Annotated in this window: 14 protein-coding genes; 6 read left to right on the plus strand and 8 right to left on the minus strand. The window is 62.3% G+C overall.

The window, feature by feature from the left end:
- The first annotated feature begins 44 nt into the window (after positions 1–44).
- Positions 45–2,369: a GH92 family glycosyl hydrolase gene (locus GGQ89_RS14625; protein ID WP_184106196.1), complete on the plus strand. Its 2,325-nt coding sequence runs from the start codon at positions 45–47 to the stop codon at positions 2,367–2,369.
- A gap of 120 nt (positions 2,370–2,489) precedes the next feature.
- Here GGQ89_RS14625 and GGQ89_RS14630 read toward each other — a convergent pair whose 3' ends face one another.
- Both GGQ89_RS14630 and GGQ89_RS14635 read right to left on the minus strand, forming a co-directional pair.
- Entirely contained in the window at positions 2,490–4,436 is a 1,947-nt protein-coding gene (locus GGQ89_RS14630) for a hybrid sensor histidine kinase/response regulator (protein ID WP_184106197.1), read from the minus strand.
- A 251-nt stretch (positions 4,437–4,687) separates the two neighbouring features.
- Positions 4,688–5,575 (minus strand): LysR family transcriptional regulator, encoded by an 888-nt coding sequence (locus GGQ89_RS14635; protein ID WP_184106198.1) that lies wholly within the window; start codon positions 5,573–5,575, stop codon positions 4,688–4,690.
- A gap of 72 nt (positions 5,576–5,647) precedes the next feature.
- Here GGQ89_RS14635 and GGQ89_RS14640 point away from each other — a divergent pair, with 72 nt between their 5' ends.
- A complete protein-coding gene (locus GGQ89_RS14640; RefSeq protein ID WP_184106199.1) occupies positions 5,648–7,855 on the plus strand; it encodes a S9 family peptidase in 2,208 nt (735 codons plus the stop codon).
- 402 nt (positions 7,856–8,257) lie between these two features.
- On the opposite strand, the gene GGQ89_RS14645 is transcribed toward GGQ89_RS14640, so the two are convergent.
- The gene (locus tag GGQ89_RS14645; RefSeq protein WP_184106200.1) at positions 8,258–11,194 is read right to left on the minus strand and encodes a TonB-dependent receptor plug domain-containing protein; all 2,937 of its coding nucleotides are present in this window, start codon (positions 11,192–11,194) and stop codon (positions 8,258–8,260) included.
- Positions 11,195–11,356: 162 nt separating this feature from the next.
- On the opposite strand from GGQ89_RS14645, the gene GGQ89_RS14650 reads away from it, so the two are divergent.
- Entirely contained in the window at positions 11,357–13,666 is a 2,310-nt protein-coding gene (locus GGQ89_RS14650; protein WP_184106201.1) for a S9 family peptidase, read from the plus strand.
- Between the two features lie 499 nt (positions 13,667–14,165).
- Here GGQ89_RS14650 and GGQ89_RS14655 read toward each other — a convergent pair whose 3' ends face one another.
- From GGQ89_RS14655 to GGQ89_RS14665, 3 genes are read right to left on the minus strand one after another with little or no spacing between them, the layout of a single operon-like run.
- A complete protein-coding gene (locus GGQ89_RS14655) occupies positions 14,166–14,609 on the minus strand; it encodes a ubiquitination-like system serine protease family protein (protein WP_184106202.1) in 444 nt (147 codons plus the stop codon).
- The gene (locus tag GGQ89_RS14660) at positions 14,606–15,793 is read right to left on the minus strand and encodes a ThiF family adenylyltransferase (protein WP_184106203.1); all 1,188 of its coding nucleotides are present in this window, start codon (positions 15,791–15,793) and stop codon (positions 14,606–14,608) included. Before GGQ89_RS14660 ends, GGQ89_RS14655 begins: the two co-directional genes overlap by 4 nt.
- A complete protein-coding gene (locus GGQ89_RS14665; protein WP_206362692.1) occupies positions 15,768–16,535 on the minus strand; it encodes a multiubiquitin domain-containing protein in 768 nt (255 codons plus the stop codon). The genes GGQ89_RS14660 and GGQ89_RS14665 overlap by 26 nt, the downstream gene beginning before the upstream one ends.
- Positions 16,536–16,608: 73 nt before the next feature.
- Here GGQ89_RS14665 and GGQ89_RS14670 point away from each other — a divergent pair, with 73 nt between their 5' ends.
- From GGQ89_RS14670 to GGQ89_RS14680, 3 genes are read left to right on the plus strand one after another with little or no spacing between them, the layout of a single operon-like run.
- Positions 16,609–17,211 carry a hypothetical protein gene (locus GGQ89_RS14670; RefSeq protein ID WP_184106204.1) on the plus strand — a complete coding sequence of 201 codons (603 nt, stop codon included), beginning with the start codon at positions 16,609–16,611 and terminating at the stop codon, positions 17,209–17,211.
- The gene (locus GGQ89_RS14675) at positions 17,208–17,615 is read left to right on the plus strand and encodes a hypothetical protein (RefSeq protein WP_184106205.1); all 408 of its coding nucleotides are present in this window, start codon (positions 17,208–17,210) and stop codon (positions 17,613–17,615) included. The genes GGQ89_RS14670 and GGQ89_RS14675 overlap by 4 nt, the downstream gene beginning before the upstream one ends.
- Complete coding sequence (locus GGQ89_RS14680; protein WP_184106206.1) at positions 17,612–18,388, plus strand: ImmA/IrrE family metallo-endopeptidase; 777 nt, start codon at positions 17,612–17,614, stop codon at positions 18,386–18,388. Before GGQ89_RS14675 ends, GGQ89_RS14680 begins: the two co-directional genes overlap by 4 nt.
- A gap of 338 nt (positions 18,389–18,726) precedes the next feature.
- Here GGQ89_RS14680 and GGQ89_RS14685 read toward each other — a convergent pair whose 3' ends face one another.
- On the minus strand, positions 18,727–19,728 hold the full coding sequence (locus GGQ89_RS14685) for an MBL fold metallo-hydrolase (protein ID WP_184106207.1): 1,002 nt from the start codon (positions 19,726–19,728) through the stop codon (positions 18,727–18,729).
- Between the two features lie 2 nt (positions 19,729–19,730).
- Positions 19,731–20,357, minus strand: coding sequence for an SOS response-associated peptidase family protein (locus GGQ89_RS14690; protein WP_184106208.1), 627 nt, complete (start codon positions 20,355–20,357; stop codon positions 19,731–19,733).
- Positions 20,358–20,957: the final 600 nt, after the last annotated feature.

Here is a 20,957-nt window from a genome sequence, read left to right on the forward strand (position 1 = left end):
ACGAGCGACTTTCGCCAGAGGCCCCGGAATGCTTTAATGCAGCGATGAAGCATTCCCGCCAAGGGGCCGTGCTGGCCCTGCTCGCCAGTCTTGCCGCGATGCCGCTGTCCGCGCAGTCGACCTATGATCGGGTCGACCCGATGATCGGCACGGGAGGAGAAGGTCACACCTTTCCTGGGGCGGTCGCGCCCTTTGGCATGGTGCAATTTTCGCCCGACACCGACACAACTTGCGTCATTCGGGAATGCTACAGCCATGCGGCGGGCTATCGTTATGAAGATCCGACCATCCAAGGTTTTTCGCTGACGCACTTCTCCGGTGCCGGGCATTCGGATCTCGGCGATTTCCTCATGATGCCGGTCAGCGGGGATAGCGTGCCACTGGAGCCCGGCAACGCAGGCAAGCCGGGGTCGGGTTATCGCTCGCGCTACGATCACGCGACAGAGGTCGCGCGGCCAGGCTATTACGCCGTCAAGCTGGAGGATCGAGGCGTCCAGGCGGAGCTGACCACAGGGACACGGATCGGCGTCGCCCGCTATCGTACCATGTCTGGCGCGCCTTCCATGCATCTGGTGCTCGATCTGCGCAGCTCGCTTTACAACTATCCGGGAAAGGTCCTGTGGTCCTTGATTAGGCTGCGTCCCGACGGCATCGTGACCGGCTGCCGACAGACGCGCGGCTGGGCGCCCGACCGAAACCTGTGCTTTGCGATCCGTTTTTCCGTTCCGCTCAAAGGGCACGCGTTCGTCTCTACCGAGACGGACGTCCCTTATAAGGGCTTCCAGGGACCGGGGCGCGGCAGTGACGCCGTTGCGGAGCGCGCCGGACGCGCATTGGTCGCCCGCTTCGATTTCGGCCCCCTCGACCAACCGCTTGAAGTGATCAGTGCAATCTCGTCGGTCGATGAGGCGGGCGCGATTGCAAACCTAGCAAGCGAACCCGGCGATTTCGATGCCATCCAGGCAAAGACCGCCCAGGCGTGGCGCGCAGCCTTGGACGTGGTGAAGATTGACGCGCCTGCCCCAATGGCGAAGTCCGTGGCCACTGCGCTGTACCATAGTTTGCTGGCGCCCGCCGTCGCCAGCGATGCGGACGGCCGCTATCGCGGTCCCGACAATCAGGTGCACCGTGCGGAAGGCTATACATTCCGTTCGACCTTCTCGCTTTGGGATACGTTCCGCGCCGAGCATCCGCTGCTGACGCTCGTCCAGCCGGCAAGCCTGTCGAGCGAGATCGTCCAGTCACTCGTGGCCAGCCGCAAGGATAGTCCTCATGGCATCCTGCCCGTCTGGCAGTTCCAGGGGCGTGAGACGTGGACGATGATCGGCTATCACGCCGCACCCGTTATCGCCGACGCCTATCTGAAGGGGATTAGAGGGTTCGATGCGGACGCGGCGCTTGCCGCCATGGTCGCGAGCGCGACCTATGCGCCCTATGGCGGCTTGGGCGAGTATATGAAGCGCGGTTATGTGCCGATCGATCGGGAGCCGGAGGCGGCCTCCAAGACCGTAGAATATGCCTATGACGACTGGACGATCGCACGGATGGCGCGCGCCATGGGCCGCACCGAGATCGCCGCGACATTCGAAAGACGTGCAGGCAACTGGCGGAATAGCTTTGATGCCCGGACCGGCTTCATCCGTGCGCGCAAGAGCGACGGATCGTTCCGCACGCCGTTCGATCCCACGGCGATCAACTACGGATCGGACTATACCGAGGGTAATGCCTGGCAATATAGCTGGTTCGTACCGCAGGATCAGGCTTCACTCGTCGGAGCGCTCGGCGGCGATACGGCCACCATCGCCAAGCTGGATGCGATGTTCGAATTCGACAATTCGAAACTCGACTATAGCCATGCCGAAGATATCGCGGGGCTGATCGGCCAATATATCCACGGCAATGAACCCAGCCACCATGTCGCCTATCTCTACAGCTATGCTGGGGCACCGTGGCGGACACAGGCCCGACTGACGCAAATCGTCGAGACCCAGTATCGCCCGACGCCGGACGGACTGTCCGGCAACGACGATCTCGGGCAAATGTCCGCCTGGCTCGTTTTTACTGCGCTGGGCTTTTACCCGGTGACGCCCGGCAGCCTGGAATATGTGATCGGTCGGCCTTTCCTGAATCGAGCAGTGCTTTCCTTGCCCAATGGGCGGCAGCTGACCGTGATCGCCGATCAACTGGACGACCGGCATCCTTATGTCGGGAAGGTGATGCTGAACGGGATACCCGTAACGCGGGCCTATCTCCGGTACGACGAGATCATGGCTGGGGGTGAATTGCGTTTTACGATGCAGACGACGCCGAACACCGCCTGGGCAACGCACCCCAAGGATCGACCATATTCTGCCAGCACGACGCGGTGAGAAGGACCCACTTTCAGCCGTTCAGTCTACCTTTCCCGCCTTCCAACATCCGACACCCATTCATCGAACTGCAGGCTCCCGCTGGGCGGAGGAGCAGACGGCAAGCGCGTTGCTCTCGCGTCAGGTGATAAATTTCGTCAGGCCGCTAACTGAATAGGGCTTGCGCAACAAAGGGAAGCCGTGGTCCTGCTGCTCCGCTAGCGCATCGCTATAGCCGGTGGTGAGTACGACAGGCATCGCTGGCCAGCGATCGCGGATACGGAGGGCAAGGTCCAGGCCGTTGATGCCGGGCATGATGACGTCGCTGAAGACGAGGTCGATCTTTTCGTGCGCACGCTCAAGCAGCGCGAGGGCGTCCTCGCCACTCTGTACCCAGGTGACGATCTGCCCCAGTTCCTCAAGTAGGCTCCGCGCGAACTGGCCGACGGCCTCATTGTCCTCGACGAGCAGGATACGCCGAGTGACCGCGGCGTGTTTCGGAATGTCGGACACGGCGTGGACCAGTTGCATGCCTGCCGCGAAAGGGAGGTAAAGCGTGAAGGCCGTCCCGATACCGACTTGGCTCTCGACATCGACGTCGCCCCCGGACTGTTTGGCAAAGCCGTGCACCTGACTAAGCCCCAAACCGGTACCCTTGTTCATGGGTTTGGTGGTGAAGAACGGCTCGAAAATATTCTTCATCGTGTCCGGTGCGATGCCGCTGCCGTTGTCTGAGACACGTAGCGCTACGAAGCGGCCGCTCGCCGGGCCGTGACCGCGCACGGCGGGCAAGCCGTCGACGGTCGCACTGGCCAGCGTCAGCGTACCGCCCGCCGGCATCGCATCGCGGGCGTTGATGACGAGGTTCAGCAACGCAGTTTCGAACTGATTGCGATCCGCGTTGACGATCGCAGCCTCGCCCGGCTCTATCGCGATGACGATCGAGGAGCCGACGCTCGTCTCGATCAGCGGACGCATCTCCAGAACGCGCGCACTGACGTCGAAAACCTCAGGCCGCAACGGCTGCCGACGTGAAAAGGCGAGCAGTTGAGAGGTTAGGGCCGCAGCACGATCGGCAGTCTCCGAGATCGCTTCGACATAGCGGTCGCGCTTTTCGGGCGATAGCGTCGGGACGCGCAGCAAGTCGGCGGACGAGCGAATGATCGTGAGCAGATTGTTGAAATCATGCGCGACACCGCCCGTCAGCCGACCGACCGCCTCCATCTTCTGCGCCTGCGCCATCGCCTCGCGCGCACGCTCGACGTCCTGCTGCGCCTGCCAGCGCTCGGTGAGGTCGCGCGTAATTTTCGCAAAGCCGATCAGCGTACCCCGGCAGTCGACGATGGGCGCGATCAGCACACCGGCGCGAAACCGCGCGCCGCCTTTGCGTACCCGCCACGCCTCGACCTCATACTTGCCTTGTGCGATCGCTACCTGCAGGGCGCGTGTCGGCTCGCCGCTCTGCCGATCCTCCTCGGTGTAAAATGTCGAGAAATGTGTGCCGATGATCTCGTCGGCACGATACCCCTTGATCGCCTGCGCGCCGCGATTCCAGTTGGTGACGAAGCCGTTGGGGTCGAGCATGTAGATGGCATAGTCTTTCACGCCCTGCACCAGCAGGCTGAACCGCTGCTCGCTTTCCCGCAGGGCCTGCTGCGCCTCCTGCTTGTCGGTTATATCGCGCGTGACCTTGGCAAAACCGATCAGCGTCCCCTGGTCGTCACGCACTGGGTCGATCACCACGCTGGTCCAGAAGCGCGTGCCGTCCTTGCGCAGCCGCCACCCCTCTGCCTCGAAAACGCCCTCGGCCGCCGCGATCTGCAGCGCACGGGCCGGCAGGCCGGCGGCGCGATCATCGTCGGTATAGAAGCGTGAAAATTGCTGCCCGATGATCTCTTGGGCGGTGTATCCCTTGAACCGCTCGGCTCCGGCATTCCAGCTCGCGACATGACCTTCGCGATCCAGAAGATAGATTGCATAATCCCTGATCGAATTGACCAGCCGCTCGAACCGGTCCGAACCTCGGAGCTCCGCCGGGATTTGCTGTTCGTTCACGTCAGACGTCTCGGTAGATCCAGATTTGCCCATGACCGATCGGGCGCTAAGCCCCGACCGATCAACGAGGAATATCAAGGGTCAGTCTGACTGTCATATGTCTGGATCAACTTCTCGCCCACGTGACGCGAACCGGCTGAGCCGACCCAATCCCGGCCGTTTGAAACACCTGTCAGCCTCTTCACAGGCTGCCATTCGTTCATGCTGCCAATGCCAATACAGCCAAGGCCAACCTACCGCCTAAAAGCCACTCATGGAAATCACGGTCATTCGAAGCGAAACCCTCAAGTCTGCATCGCTGACAGAGCAATTTCACGGAAGCGCGCAACCAACGGATGCAATTCGCCTTGTCGGTAGGCGATCAGAAGTTCGGTGCGGTCAAATGTGCCTGTAACCGGTATTGCCGCGACGCCCTGCGGACAGCCTCGCGCGGCTAGGGCTGGCGCTATCGTTATGCCCAAACCGGCTTCTACCAATCCGACGACCGAAAGCCAGGCGCTGGCCTCCTGAACGACGGCAGGCGAAAAGCCCGCCCCGCTACAAAGACCGATGATCGTATCGTACAATTCCGGCGCGCCCGTTCGGGGAAACAGGATGAAATTATCAACCGCCAAGTCGTTGATCGCCAGGTCCGTTCGCCCGGCAAGCGGGTGCGACCCCGGCAACACGGCCACTAAGCCGTCACGGTAAAGTGTCTCGACCATAATATCCTTCGCGGGGAACGGCCCGCGAACGATGGCGGCATCAAGGGTGCCAAGGCGTATTGCAGCAGCGATGTCGATTCCGTCGCGGTCGTCGATCTGCAAGTTCACGTCAGGCAGGGCGAGGCGAAGATCTCGGACGATGATCGGCAGGACACCCACGGCAGACGATGCCGCAAAGCCGATGCGCAGGGTCCCGGCGTCCCCACTTGCCGTCCTCCTGACCATATCGACGATACGATCCCGCCTGGCGATCAACGCGCGGGCTTCGACGAGCAGCGCCATACCGGCGGGCGTCAGTGAGACGTGGCGGCTGGTACGGTGGAGCAGGGCGACACCCAGTTTGCGTTCGAGACGCAGGATTTGCTGGCTGAATGGCGGCTGCGACATACCTGACTTGGCGGCAGCCCGGCCGAAATGCAGTTCCTCGGCAACCGACACGAACAACTGCAGTTGGCGTAGGTCGATCATGATCGTTTCCGTCTCAATGAGGCATCGACGATATATTGGTATCACCGCAATAGCACGAGCTAGAACGGGATCATGATTCGCCTTCTCTGCTTAGCCATCACCATTTCCTCGGGATTATTAGGTATCGTTCCGGCCCAATCCCCCGATGATACCGCCTCGCGGCTCGATCGGGCCGCCCGGATCGAGGCTTGGCCGCAAGCCATCCGCGACAGCATGGTCGCTCCGCGCTGGCTACAGCATGGCGAGCGGCTCGTGTTTTGGGACGCAATCGGTCCGATGGCCGGAACCTGGGTAATAGTCGATGCTGCGCGACAGAAACGCCGTCCGATCATCACCCCCGTCAGACTGCGTGAGCAGCTCGCCGCTCTTACCGGGCAGAATGCGGCACTTCCTGAGCAGATGCCGTTTGTCCTGACGCCGGACGAGCGTGGCCTGGTTTTCGACTATGCTGGCAATGGATTTCGGCTCGATTTCGCAAAGCCGGACGTCCGACGTATCGAGAAAAGTAGAATGGACGCACGGCTCCTAGCAGGAGGGATCATATCACCCGGCCGCGACCGGATTGTATTACAACAGGGCGAGGGATTTGCGGTATTCGACGCGGCGGGCCGTACCGTGATAGAGCGTACCGGGACATCCGATCTTGCATGGGAGTTGCCCGAACAGCCCTGGTCACCCGACGGCCGGCTGGCCGTCTGGCTGATCGACAGCCGCATGGTGCACCATATTCCGGTCGTCGATTACACCGCCGCGAGCGAACAGGTGGCAATGGTCCCCTATCCCAAAGTAGGTACGCCGATCGCCAGCGCGCGGCTGCATCTGTTCGATCCGGCCAGCGGCGAATTGCGGGAAGTGTCAAACGGTCAGGACGAGGGATATGACTGGCTGGCTGATTGGCGTAGCGACGGCTCCGCGCTCGTCCTCCATCTCGCGCGTGACGGCAAACGGCTCGACCTCCTTTCCATCGGACGCGATGGACAGGTTCGGCGGCTTCTTCGTGAGGAACGGCGGGACACCAAGGTCGCAGACCTGAATTTCGCGGTCGGCGGCTGGCGTGCGCAAGTCGTGCCGCTTGCGGCGGGGCACGGCTTCCTGTGGATATCGGAGCGTGATGGGTGGCGGCATGTCTATCATTATGACGATGCTGGTCGCCTGATCCGTCAGGTGACACGCGGTACGTTTCCCGTCGTCCGGGTGGATGGCGTGAGCGATGACGGCACGCTGCTGGTGACGGGTGCCGATCCTGCTGCGCCTTATGACGAACGCCTGTATCGCGGAAACCTGAAGGGCGACGCGCTGCGTCCCGTGTCGGTCGACCCCGGCGTCCACATGGCGCTAATCTCGCCATCAGGCCGGTATCTGGTCGACAGCCACTCATCATGGACCAGCTCCCGCAGGCGAGACCTAATTCGCTCCGATGGCAGCGGCCGGATGTCGCTGACAATCGCTGACGCGAGCGCTGTTGCCGCAACCGGCTATGCTCCCCCTGAGCCGATCCGCGTTTTGGCGGCTGACGGCGTGACACCACTTCACGGCGCGCTGTATCACCCATTTGGGTTCGATCCGACGCGACGCTATCCGGTCGTCGCCTATATCTATGGCGGTCCGTTAGGGACGGTTCTCTCACGCACCTATACCGGCAACACAATGATGCGCCGCGCCGAGGCGCTGGCCGCCGCTGGTTTTGTCGTCGTTGCGATCGACGTGCGTGGAAGCGCAGGCCGCAGCAAGGCGTTTAGCGATGCGACCTATGGCAAGATCGGTCAGAATGAGATTTCGGACTATGTGACAGGATTGCACCAACTCGCCAAGACGCGGCCCTGGATGGACCTTACCCGGGTCGGCATCCATGGTCACAGCTGGGGCGGTTATTTCGCAATCCGCGCGATGCTGGTGGCACCGGACTTCTTCAAAGCCGGCTACGCCGGTGCTCCGGGCGCGCTTGATGAGGATGCGTTGGTCAACGAACCGGACATGGGCCGGATTGCCGACAACCCCGGCGGCTATGCCGCAGGCTCAAACCTTGCGCTTGCCGAGCATTTGTCGGGGCCGCTGCGGATCATGCACGGCACGGCTGACGTGAACGCGCCATTGTCGAGCAGTATGCGGATGGTCGATGCGCTGATCCGCGCGAATAAGCCGGTCGAGCAGCTGGTGATGCCTGGCGTCGCTCATGATCCGGAAGGACCAGCCGGAGCCTATTACCGGGACGACGTGATCCGCTTTTTCGTGCGTACGCTGGCATTCCCGTCAACGGATGGTGCCTATAAGCCTACGTAAAACCGCCGCTGCGACGACCCAGTTGCGGTCATTGGGCGTGTCTCGCCAGCATCCCGTATTCTGCCATTCGTTCATATTGGTAATAGTGCATGATCCCCCATCGCGTTGGACAGATGATGGACGTCCGGCATGGGCAGGAAGCGGGTGTCGGCAAAATTTTTTCAAGTTTTCGCCGAAGCGGCTGGAAACGATGATGCCTTGTATCGTCTGGACAGCATCGACGTCGTCAAATTCTGGCTGCTCTTGACAGGGCCCCATATTAACTTCAGGCGCATTGATTAAATGTAAAATTCAACAATACTGAACAAATACAATAATTATATATTTTATCAATTAATGTTTGTAATATATAATGGCGGCGGATCTCAGATATTGCTAAAAACCGCCGCCTATACTGGAAGGTTATCGCGTAAAGCGCAGCCCGACGAAGAAGGTCCGGCCGATCACGTCGTAGACGCCCGCCTGATAGCTCAGCTCGAAATTGGCGCCACCCGCTTCGGCACCCGGGATGCGCGGAGGCTTGCGGTCGAAGGCGTTGTTGAGGCCGCCCGACAGCTCGATATTCTTGTTCAGGCGCACCCAGCCGAAGAAGTCGTTGTAGAAGACGTTTGGCGTGAAAACCGGATCATATTTGGCCGAGGTGATCGTGCTTGCGGCCTTCATTGGCGAGAAGTGGCGCAGCGTCCAGGTCGTGCCCCAGCTCTCCTGCGTGTAAGTGGTGCGGATCACGCCCTTCCAGGTCGGGCTGCCGAACACGCCGCGATATTCGGTGACGGTGTTCGGGTCGCTCGGGTCCAGCGTGTAGCGGCGGTTGAGCAGACGGGTATAATTGGCGTTGATCGACAGGTTGCCAGCCCCCGCGCCGAAACCCAGCCGCTCCAGATCGGTGGCGTAGTTCAGCCCGAAATCCAGCCCGCGCGTCAGATATTGCGCCAGGTTCAGCTTCTGGGTGACGACCGACTTGATGTTGTTGCCCGCATCGCGCGTGACCAGCGAGCAGAAGACGTTGCTCAGGCTCGGCTGGTCGACGCATTTGTTGATGAGAGTCTGCGCACCGAAGGCGTCGATCGCGTTGCGCAGGTCGATATCGTAATAATCGACCGTCAGTGACAGACCGTGAATGAAGCGCGGCTGGAGCACCGCACCGACGGTCAGCGTCCGCGCGGTCTCCGGCTTCAGGGCCAGATTCCCCTTTGAGATGATGTCGCGGTAGATCCAGTAGTTGCTCAGATCGGTCGGCTTGATCGCCGCGCAATTGGCCGCCGTATATTGCGTTTTGGTGATGCGGTTAGCGAGGTTGTAGGCGTTGCAGGGATCGGTAACCCACATGCCGCCGACGCTGCTCGCCGTGAACAGTTCGCCAATATTAGGCGCGCGCACCGCCTGGCCATAGGTCGCGCGGAAGCGGATGTCGCGGATCGGCGCCCATTCGCCGCCGACCTTCCAGGTCGTGGTGCGGCCCGCCGTGCTGTAATCCGACAAACGCACCGCGGCGTCAACCGACAGGCTGTCGAAGAACGGCGTCGCGCGCAGGATTGGCGCATGGAGTTCGCCATACGCTTCCTTGACGCTGTAATTGCCGATCAGCGGCATCTGCGTCACGCCCAGCGTCGGGTCGTAGCGGGGGCTGTCGGCATTATACTCCGCCGCGACGCCTATATCGTTGCGCTCCTTGCGATATTCGGCGCCGATCACCGCCTGCACCGGCCCGCCCGGCAAATCGAACAGCCCGCCCGAGATATAGCCGGAGGCGACCTGCTGGGTCATGACCGACTTCGCCCAGCTCGACGTGTACTGGATATAGTTGATCATCGGCTGGGTCAGCGTGACGAACGGATTGATCGGCACGCAGCCGTCGCCGGGGCTGGTCAGCGTGCTGCGGCAGATTGGGTTGCCGCGCGCGTCGGTCGTCGAGTCCAGCCCCTGATACCAGCGGGCATAGGAGGTCGCGTTGAAATCGCGGACCTGCTGCTCGGACCGGCCATAGGAGTAATAGGCGGTATAGTTCCAGTTGTGCGACAACAGGTGGAAATCGCCCTCCGCCCCCGCCACCGCCTGGACCATCTTGCGGCGATACTGGGTCTCGGGTGTGCCGACCTCCATGACACGCCGTGCGAAGTTGACGCCGCCCGCCGGGATCGTGCCGCCTGCCGCCGCGACCATCTGCGACGTGATATAGGGGCTGTCGGCGGGAACCGCATCATAGCCGAAGGCGGTCAGCGGCGCATAGGCGGCGGTCGAGAAGTTGCGCGAGAAGCTGACATTGCCGAAAAGCTTGAACGCCTCGCTGAAGTCGTAATGGCTGGCGAGGCGGGTCGAGAAGCGTTCGGACGGGACCGAGAGCAGCCAGCCGTCATAGCGGCCATGATATTCGCTGCCCTCGCCGGCGAGCAACGTCCCCAGCGCCTCGCTGGTATTGGCCATGTTGACCGATTGTGGGTTCAAGAAACCCTGCGACCCCAGATTGGGCGCACGCAGCGATCCGTTGGCGGCCACGGCATAAAGCTGCTTGTTGAGGATCAGCTGCGCCGAGTTGGACGAGTAAATGTTGTAGACGCCATCATAGATGGTGGATTTAACGGCATCCTTGGTCTTGCCGTAGAAAGGATAGCCCTGCGCCGTCCACGGCCGGTCCGCGCCGCTGATTCCCTCGGGCTGATTGTCGTAGAAGGTGTAGAAGGTGACGTTACCGCGGTTGTCCGCAAAATTGGTGCCCGCCAGAAGATCGAACCCGTACTGGTTCATGTCGTTGCGGGTCGACACGTTGTAGCGGACGTTCGATTCCAGCCCCTGATAATTCTTCTTCAGGATGAAGTTGGCGACACCCGCCACCGCGTCCGCGCCGTAGAGCGCCGAGGCACCACCAGTCACGACCTCGACCCGCTCGACCAGGCTGGAGGGGATGTTGCTGAGATCGACCGCCGAGGTGCCGGGGATGGCGGGCACCTGGCGATGGCCGTCGACCAGCACCAGCGTCCGCTGCGTTCCCATGCCGCGCAGATCGAGGGCGTTGATGCCCGCATTGCCCGCCAAATTGCTGGTCTGGTTCGTCTGGGTGATGGCGAGTGCCGGAAGCTGGTTCACGACGTCGGTGATCTGCTGCGATCCGACCGACCGGATTTCGGCGGCGGTGACGACCGCGACGGGGGCGGGGCTGTCCTTGGCGTCGCGGCGAATGCGCGAACCCGTGACCAGCACGTCGCCGCTGCCGTCGCCGTCATCGCTCTGCGTCTGCGCTTCGGTCGTCGAACGTGCCGTGTTCTGTGCGCACAATTGCTGTGCGAAACACGCGCAGCTCAGCATCAAACCTATACGAATCGCCTTTTTTCGATCGATCATGTCACTTGCCCCCTTCTTACGTATTTCGTATACAGAATATATTCGTCGCAGGGGTGTCAAGTGCCGTACTGTTCAAAAAGGGACTGTGTTACGTTTATGCCACAGTGGAAAGCCGGACGGAGATCGCATGCGCTCGGCCTCTCCCTGGCGCTTTCGCTCGCGTTGCCACTCGGGCCTGCCTGGTCGCATGGCAGGCAGACGCCCGGTGCCGCCGCCCCCGCCACGCCCCCTCCGGCCGCCCCCATCGCCGAGCGCTATGCCCGCGCGGACCGGCTGCTCTGGCCGCAATTGTCGACCCTGCTCGCCAATGTCTCGCTGCGCGCGGTGTTCACGGAGGGCGACAAGGGGCTGCTTTACCGGACCGGTATCCAGGGCCACCGGATGCTGCGCTATCTCGACCTGGGCAGCCAGGCGGGGCGCCAGATCATGGACGAGGCACGGCTGGCGACCTTGCTGGCCCCGAAGATCGGCAAGCCCGTCGACCCGCTATCACTGGCGGTCGAGCAACCCGCCTTCGATCCGGCTACGGGTGCGTTCAGCTTTACCGAAATGGATCGCCGCTGGACACTGGCGCCCGATGGGACGCTGACCGAAGCGACCAAGGGGCCGCCGAATGGGGAGGGAGCCGTCTCGCCCGATGGCCGGTTCGAGGTCGTGGCCCATGGCTATGACCTTTATGCGCGCGAGCGAAAGTCAGGGCGCGAGGTACGGTTGACCAGCGACGGCACGCGCGACCAGCCCTATGGGCGCGGTATTGCGCTGCTGCCCGACATATTGAAGGCGGGCAGCGAAGAACCGCCCATGCCGGTCTCCGTCAAATGGTCGCCCGACAGCCGCCGGATCGCGACATGGCGACTGGACACGCGCGACGTGCCGCGCCTTTCGATCACCCAGGCCAATCCGCCGGGCAGTCTCTATCCGCGTTCCTTCCAGTACATCTATCCGCTGGCGGGCGGCGCGAAGCTGCCTCAGGCGCAACAACTGGTGATTAATGTTGAGCAGGCGGTTCGCCACCGCCGTGCCAAGCCGGCGATGCTCGGTATCCCGTCCGAGTCGATCCTCTATCCGCAGGACCCCGATTTTTATTGGGAGGGGGATCATGTCCGTTCGGTCTGGACGCAGCGCGGCTATGGCGAGTTGCGCGTCTACAACGCCGATCCGGTTACGGGCGCGGCGAAAATGGTCGCGCGGGAGAAAGGCGATCCGCTGGTCTTCGTGACTTCCAGTTTCTTCCGCGCCGCGCCCGCGCTCGGCGGTGAACTGGATGTGTCCGAGCGCAGCGGCTGGGCGCAGCTCTATCTCGTTCGGCCCGACGCGCCGGATCAGGGCTATCCGCTTACCCGTGGCGCGTGGGAAGTGACGGGCATCGAGCATGTCGATGCCCCCTCGCGGACAATCCTGCTGACCGGTGTCGGGCGGGAGGCGGATCGAGACCGTTATTACCGCGCGCTCTACCGTGTGACGATGGATGGCGCGGCTCCCCGGCTGCTGACGCCCGAGCCGCTCGACCACGAGGTCACGGTGTCGGACGATGGCCGCTGGTTCGTCGATGCGATGTCCACCCCGACCCAGCCGACCCGAACCGTCCTACGCGATGCCGCCGACGGCCGGATCGTCGCGGAGCTGGGCAAGGCGGACGACAGCGCGCTGCGGGCGATCGGCTATCAGGCCCCTGAGCCCTTCTACGGCGTTGCGGTGGATGGCGTCACGCCGCTGCGCGCCATGATCTACCGCCCGATCGGCTTCGATCCGAACCAGCGCTATCCGGTGATCGACAATGTCTATACCGGTCCGACGACGACCCAGGTCCCGGTCGGTTGGCGCGACACGATCTCTGCCAGTTCGTCCAGCGTGGCGCAGATCGGCGCGGTGGTCGTCATGATCGACGGGCGCGGTACCTCACGCCGAGGCAAGGCATTCCGTGCGCCGTCCTACCAGAATCTGGGCGAGGTCGGCCTCGACGACCATATCGCGATGATCCGCCAGATGGCGGCGCGCTACCCCTCGATCGATGCGAACCGGGTCGGCGTTTATGGCGGCTCGGCGGGCGGCTATGACGCAGCGCGCTTCATGTTGCGGCGGCCGGAATTCTTCAAGGTCGGACTTGCCTGGTCGGGCAATCACGACCTGCGCCTCGACAAGGCATGGTGGCCCGAGGCATCGATGGGCAATGCCGACGCGGCTATCTGGGAACGCAATTCTAACATGACCGTGGCTGGGCAGTTGCGCGGCAAGCTGCTGCTTGTTCACGGCGATATCGATGACAATGTGCCCGTGACCGAAAGCCTCAGGTTGGCCAAGGCGATCATTGATGCGGGACGCGATGTCGACTTAGTGATCTTACCGAACACACGCCATTCGGTCTATCAGCCCTTCTTCTGGAGAAAGTTCCGCGACTATTTCACGCGTAATCTGCTGCACGAAAATCCACCGCAATTAGCAGCCTTACCATCCAGAAACGCCCAGCATTGAGGTGATTATTTGAATTTTGTCACTGTGCCATATTGAGCAAAATATTTAATTTAGCGCGACGTTTTAAGCGGATGCGAAATTTCGGCAGACATCAGCGATGAATGTTCATCAACAAGATGATGGTTGGATTCCTCCAAACGACCCATAATCGGCCGTACAGCGCTTGGTACCTGCTCCCCGGAAGCGGATGCTCATCCAGACGACGCTGTATGGGCAGGACGGGCTATTAGGAGACACGCCGGTTCCTGGCAGATTGCCTGGACAAACCGCCATTCGATCACGCTGCTCAACCTGCTGGAGACGATATTCTCGGCGATTCCGCCAAGCGATTGGCGCACTCGTCAGCCAATCCTTCCATGCCAGCATGATCTTTTGATCGCCAAGTTTGCCCACATCCCAACGCGCCAGCTGGATAGAGACTGCGATCGGCGGCGGCCCGTCGACCGGACGATGCGGATTTCGCCGCCGTCTCGAAGGTGATCGAGACGGCGGCGCTGGCTCATCCGAACAGCCGCCTCCAGATTTCCCTAATCCAGGCGGCAGCCCTCAGGATGTAGCCACCGGTGACGACCGGCCGTGCGGCCGGAACAGCGATGGGCCTCGGGGCCGGCGGCCTCTTGAGGCGTCGATCATCCTCGCGTCCTGCCTCGATGGCGCGGCGGGACATCCGGCCTGCCCAAACGATGTGTCCGCGCTTGATGATGTAGTGGGACGCGCAGGCGAAGTCGTGGTTGCCTATCGAGGGCCAGATCGAGGCCTGCCCCTCGTGCATAGTAAGCGTGTATTCGGTGTCGACCAGCGGCGTGGATACCTCCTCACCGCACCCGCACGCGCAGTTGTGGAGGGCAACGTGACATTCCGGCGATACGTACAGGACGCCATCCTCCAAGGTCTCGGGCATCTCGTCCAGGAAAACCGTCTCCAGCCTGTCCACCCGGCTCATCGGCCACCCCGGTTCGAGATGCTGTTGCCCTCGATCATGTAGACGGCGTTCATCTCGTTCCGTTCGTCGCGGAAGTAGTTCGCCCAGCGCTTCCAGCGTAGAATGGCCATGTTCGCGTTGAGCGAATTTACGGCGGCGATCTGGATGTCCGTCCGATAGACGTCGTCCTCCTCGCCGTCGTCGCCGAAGGGGAGCAGCTTCTCCACGTCGGGCCAAGGCGTGCCGGGCCGGATGAACGTTGCTCGCGCGCAGCCGTCTATCGCGTCCTCCTCGAGCCCGACTCCGATGCCGGTGTCTATGAATGGAATCCCCAGCCGGTGAAGGCCTTCGGCGATCTCACGTCGGGCGTGCCCCTTGTCGACGCACACGAAGACGAAGTCAAAATTGGCGAGATCGTCGACGTTGGCTGCGGTCACCTTGACGGAATGGGGGGTGACGCCCCGGTGCAAACGTCCGTAGATCTGCGAATAATAGTTCACCTTAAAGGGAAAACCCTTCAGCAGATTCATCTCCGGCGCCCCGGGCGACCGGAACAGGTTGTGGTTCAGGAGCTGGTCGCCGTCATACAAGTGGATTTCGGTGACCCAGGTCTTCGCCAGCACATCAAGCACGAAAGAACCGGTCCCGCCGAGACCGATGATGGCCACCCGCCCCATCAGCTTGCGGTTCATGGCGCCGATGCCGTACCGCGCGGACGCCGAGTCCGGTATCGCGAACGGGCTGTCGTCGGATGCGGCCATCGCCCCGGTGTTGGTCCTGGCGTTAGCCGTCCGGTCCAGGGATCGCGCGGCCGATCCGATGAACCCCTCGTACGCGACTACCTTGTCGTAGATGTTCTCGTACCGCAGGGTGATCTCAGGCTTGCAGGACAGGTAGTGGTCGACCTGCATGTCGCCGAACGTCTGCGGGCACGAGTTGTTGATGATGTTCGCCATCGGATCGCCGGTCCGGTGGCAGGGCGTGGATCCCGCGAAATACATGGTGTGGTCCGGTTGGGGTGTCGCGGTGAGCCCCGTGGCGTCCAACGTCAGCGCGCACGTGAGTGCGCCTCTGGCCAGGGACCTGTCGAAAGCAACGTAGGGCACGTTGCGAACGACGAGATGGCTATTGCGCACCTCGATCTCGAACCCCTCGTCCACGAGGCGCTTCAGATGCGGATCAAGACTTGTCAGAGCGGCGGACATTGAAGACCATCCCCTTCCTCACCTGAATGGTCTCGCCTTCGACGAGATCGCCCTCGGCGCCGTGGACGCCATGGAGATAGGTGATGGTGTAGTTGAAATTTTCGAAGTTGGCGTCGGGATAGGCGATCTTCGCGATCTCGCGGTAGCTGTGCGGCTTCTTCTCCACCGTCCGCGAACGCCCGTTCACCTTGATGGTCACCGTCTTCGGCTCGCGGCTGCGGATGCGTTCGACCCCTTCACCGTCCAACCGCACCTCGCCGTCGGGCGGCACGGGGGTGTCGCCCGCGCTGTCGAGGATCAGCTCGAGGCCGTCATCGATGCCGCCGTGGCGGAAGATGTCCGCCGCCAGGATCGCTGGCGCCCCCCATTCCCACCCCCGCTCGTTGACCGTGAAGTTGTAGATGCGGTCGCTGCGGAAGGAGACGAAGGTCGCGACCTTCCCGCGTTCGAACGTGACATCCCTCTCAATGCCGATCGAGAAGGCGATGCTGCCGTCGATCTGGATGAGGACGAAGTCGCTTGCCGGCGTCAGGCCCGCGGTCTCGCGGATCTGGCTGCCGTCCATAGTCTTGTCGTTGGTGCCGTGGGGGGCACCGTCAACGGTGAACTGAAACTTGTCGTGACTTCGGGCCATGTCCGTCATCTTGCACTCCATATGCACACCGGCCTTGAGGTATTGGCAGCGGCCAGACTTGCTGCCATCACCTTGCAGTGCGCGGATGATCAGCGTTTCGGACGCCAAGAATTTTTCTTGCGGTGCACGTCCGAATCTTGGCGCAGGTGCGCACCCCCAAAGGAGAACGCAGGAGATCTCGGTGATCGCGGAAGACGAGAATCTGGAACCTGACCGGACATCCACCGTCCGGAACTACACTTCCGACGAGGTGGTCGCAGGCCTGTCCGCCCTGGGTGAACTCGATGTCGCTAGACTGGACGGCATCAGCAGGGGGCTGGCTCGGATCGCCGACATGGAGCCGAAGGATCTGCTGCACGAAGCAGTCTACCGGATGGTGACGAAACGGACGTGCCCAGTCGACGTGGACATCGTGGGCTTCGCCATCCAGACGATGAAGAGCATCGCCTCGACCTCATATCGCAGGCGCAGGCAGAACCTTGACGAGGGCGTCACTTCCATTCCGATCGCCGCCAACGATGGTAGGTTCGATGTCGCGGATGACGCCGTCTCCCCCGAGGAGCAGGCTCTGGCGCGAATTTTCCATGGGAAATGCTTGGCGCTAGTCGATGCCACTGTGGCCGACGACGAGAAGTTGCAGCTCTTGGTTATGGGCCTTTGTGACGGACTTTTGGGTCGGGAGCTCGAGGAGCTTTTGGAGACGGATACGAAGGGGCTGGCGGCTGCGCGTAGACGCTTGGCGAACCGCCTTCGCAGGGCGTTCCCAGCAGGTGCACCCGTATGAGCAAGGGACGTGAGATGGATGACGAGGGAAAGCTCGGGCGGCTGCAACAAGTCGTAATCGAGGAATTCCTGACGATGTCGCCCGAGGAAGTGATGGAGTTCACCACCCCCGCGGATATCGCGTCGGTGAAGTCCACCATAGCTGCGGCAATCGCCGAGGCGGGACGTGAGAGGCTGGCGCGTGCCAAGGCGGCTGCGACGAAGGACGCGCGACGCCCCCGGCTCGTGCGGTCGATCCATGGATCCGACGCATTGCGGCAGGCGCGCGCCAACGATTCGGACTTCGACAGGCGGCTCACGCTCGCTGCGCGCAAGAGCAGCGCGAGCTACGAGGCCGACCAGAGGGGCATTGAGGAGGATCTTGACGAGTTGCGTCGCTGGGAGGAAGAAGGTGACGAGGCTTGAACCTCCCCCACACCCACCCCGAGAGACTGCTGCGAAGCTTCGGGATCCTGCGTCCGAATGAGATCGACCTCGAGGCCATCGCCTGGGAGCTGGGGGCGAAAATCCGGTTGCGCAGGCTGAACACCTGCGAGGCGCGCATCGTGGGTAGGGCCGGCCGCGCAATCATTACGGTCGACGACAGGATGCCGCCGACCCGGCGAAGGTTCTCGATCGCTCACGAGATCGGCCACTGGTGCCACCATCGTGGCCGATGCCTGGTATGCCGACCGGAGGACATTGGCGGTGCCTCGACGCGCACGGCGAATGGTCCCGAGCGCGTCGCGGACGAATATGCGTCTGATCTTGTTTTGCCGCGCTACATTCTGGCTCCCTTGCTGCAGGATGTCGGCAGATTGAACATCAAGTCGCTGGACGAGGTGGCGTGCGCGTTCGGAACGAGCAGAACCGCAACCTTGCGGAAAATTGTCGATCTCGACCGGTATCCGATCATGATGGTGTGCAGCGGACGCTCCCGACACAAGTGGTTTAGGTCGTCGCCCTCGATTCCGGCTAAGTGGTTTCCACGCTATGAGGCATCCCCCGAAAGCTCGGCCTTCGACATGATGTTCGGGTCGAAGAAGGAGGCCTCGACCCCGAGGTCGGTAAGGGCGACGGCCTGGTTCGACCGCAACGAGGCGAGCGGGCTGATGCTTCAGGAGCAGAGCTTCTCCCTGCCGGGCAGCGAGGTCATGACGATCCTCACCTTCACCGATAGGAAGATGCTCGCGCCGTAAAGGGCGAGCACGCTGGTTGCCGTGCCGCATGTCGACGACCGGCATTCGTGCGCCGGCCCTCGCGCCCCGGCGGTGCAGTTTCGACCGCACAGACGATCACTCGGATCGGTGCTGTCAGTCTAATGGCGCTGGCCGGTCGAGATTAAGATGGGTTCCTTCCGTTGCGCCACAGGTGAACGAACGGCCGGGAACGCATTCCCCCGCCCCAAAGCCGCCATTCCGCTCTCCACCCATCCGCGGAAGTTTGAGGCCCCTGCCCTGCCGACTGAATGAGCGTCTGCTTTTGGCGGTCGGCGCCCGAAAGCGGACTGGCAGCTTCCCACAAGCTTTACAAAAATTCAGACGGTCTGCTTCAGATCTCTGGCGAAGGTGTACGCACATCCCGGCACAGCGGCTACGAAGCGTTCCTCTCCAATACACGCACCGCACAATGCCAGTGCCAATTCCTCAACAGGCGCATTGCGTGCTTCATCAGTCAGCTGAAATGTGCCCCAGTGAATACCCAGCGCTCGCCCTGCCCCTACATCGTTGAAAATCCTTACGGCGTCGACCGGGTCGACATGCTGTGCGGCCATGAACCACCTCGGCGCATAGGCACCGATCGGGATGAGGGCGATGTCCGGCGCACCAAGCCGCTCGCGAACCTCGCCGAAGATGCGTCCGTCGCCATAGCCCGTGTCGCCGACGAACCAGATCGAGCCCGTCGGGGTTTCCAGATAATGCCCGCTCCACAGCGTCATGCGTGTGTCGCTCGGCCAGCGGTTCGACCAATGATTGGCCGGGGTCAGCGTCGTCGCGATGCCGCCGCCGAGGTCAAGCCGCTCCCACCAGTCGCCGCTCATGCACCGCGCTGCCGGGACCGCCGCCCGGACGATCGCATCATTACCGAGCGGCATCGCCATCAGCGGATCGTGCACGGCGTGAAGGCGCCGCAGCGTGTCGACATCGAGATGGTCGTAATGCGCATGGCTCAGCAACACGACATCGATCGGCGGCAAGTCGTCGAACGCGATCCCCGGTGCGGTCACCCGCTTCGGCCCGACGCGGCGGAATGGACTGGCACGCTCCGACCAGACCGGATCGGTGAGGATGTTCACCCCTGCCGCCTGGATCAGCAGCGAAGCATGGCCGACCATCGTCACGCACAGGCCATCGACGCGCGCCTCAGGCCTGGTGGGCGTCACCGGCACCGACTTCGGCCATTTGGCAGCAGCCCCCGCCAGTTTCCAGCGCAGGATGGCGCCCAGACCCCGGTCGGTGCTGGGCTGGCCCGGATTGAAGAAACGGGTACCGTCGAAGTGATCGCTCGGCGGCCCGTCATAATAGCGGTTGCGGACCATGCTCAGGCGACGCTCATCAGCTGTGAAGGATAGGCCGCCAGCAAGCTGAGCGCTTCCTCGACCGGGGCGGTCAGCCAGCGTTCCTGATCTTCGGCCAGCAGGATGACCGGCATCGCCTTCGGATGCTTGGGCGCCACCAGAGGATTGGGCTCGGTCGTGCAGAAAGCATAGACCCGGTCATGATCCTGATCGACCTTCCAAAGCCCGGCGAAGCACGGCACCGCCTGATCCTCGACGGTGAACCACCAGTTGGTGTCGCCTGGCGCCTTCCGATGGGATGCTGCCTTGGGTTCGGCAAAGCGGGTGAAGGGTACGAGACAGCGATGCTCGGCCTTCATCAGCCACGGCTTCGACATGTTGCTCTGCATGTTCCGGGCGTTGGTCCACCAGTCGTAGAGAAAGGGCAATTCCCCCTCGCGCGCTGGTCGCTTGCGCGGTTTGCGGGTCGGGAAGCCCCAGCGCATCGTGCTCAGAACCCGCCGGCCCTCCTCCATGCGGACGACATAGCCGGGCTTCCCTGGCGCTGCGTAATCCTTCTCGACCTCCAGCGTGTTGCTCGCGTCGTCGACCACGGCAAGCGCGTCGAAATAGGTCCGGGGATCGACCTTGATATTGTAAAGATTACACATTCGCTCGTTCGATCACGACCGGTAGCGCGAGACAAGCTTCTTCCACGTCCCCGCGTCCAGATAGGGCAGATCAGCACCGGTGGGCTGGTCCCGCCCGATCATTACATGGGGACGCCGGGTGTGTCCCTCCGCCTGGCATGCCGAGCAGCATAGTCGCCCCACCAATCCGAGCGTGCCGTCCCAACCTCGCCGATGAGACAGCCACCAGAGCGTAACGGCGTCGAGAACACGGAGGTGACCGCATTTTGGACAGGTGAGGCGCAGCGTTCGCTTGTGCAATGCACACTCTTCCAACGTGCGCAGGCGCCGCCCGATATGATCGTGATCGGCCCCTGCCCCGCCTTCTTGGCTGCCCCTTTTGCGGCCCTTTTCTACCACGGCCCTGTCCCGTTCCGATTATCGATCCGCTTGCGCAACGCCTTGACCCGCTTACGGAATCAACGGAACATATAGCGAACACATGAGTCGCAGCAATGATGTCTTCCACCGCCCCACCCATCGAAACACTGGCCCGCCTGCGGAGCGCCATAGGCGCTGTGCGCGGCAGTGCTAGCGCGGTTCTCCCGTTCGGCATCGAGGCGGTAGACACGCGATTGACGG

This window comes from Sphingomonas yabuuchiae (assembly GCF_014199595.1).
GTDB classification, from domain to species: Bacteria; Pseudomonadota; Alphaproteobacteria; order Sphingomonadales; family Sphingomonadaceae; genus Sphingomonas; species Sphingomonas yabuuchiae.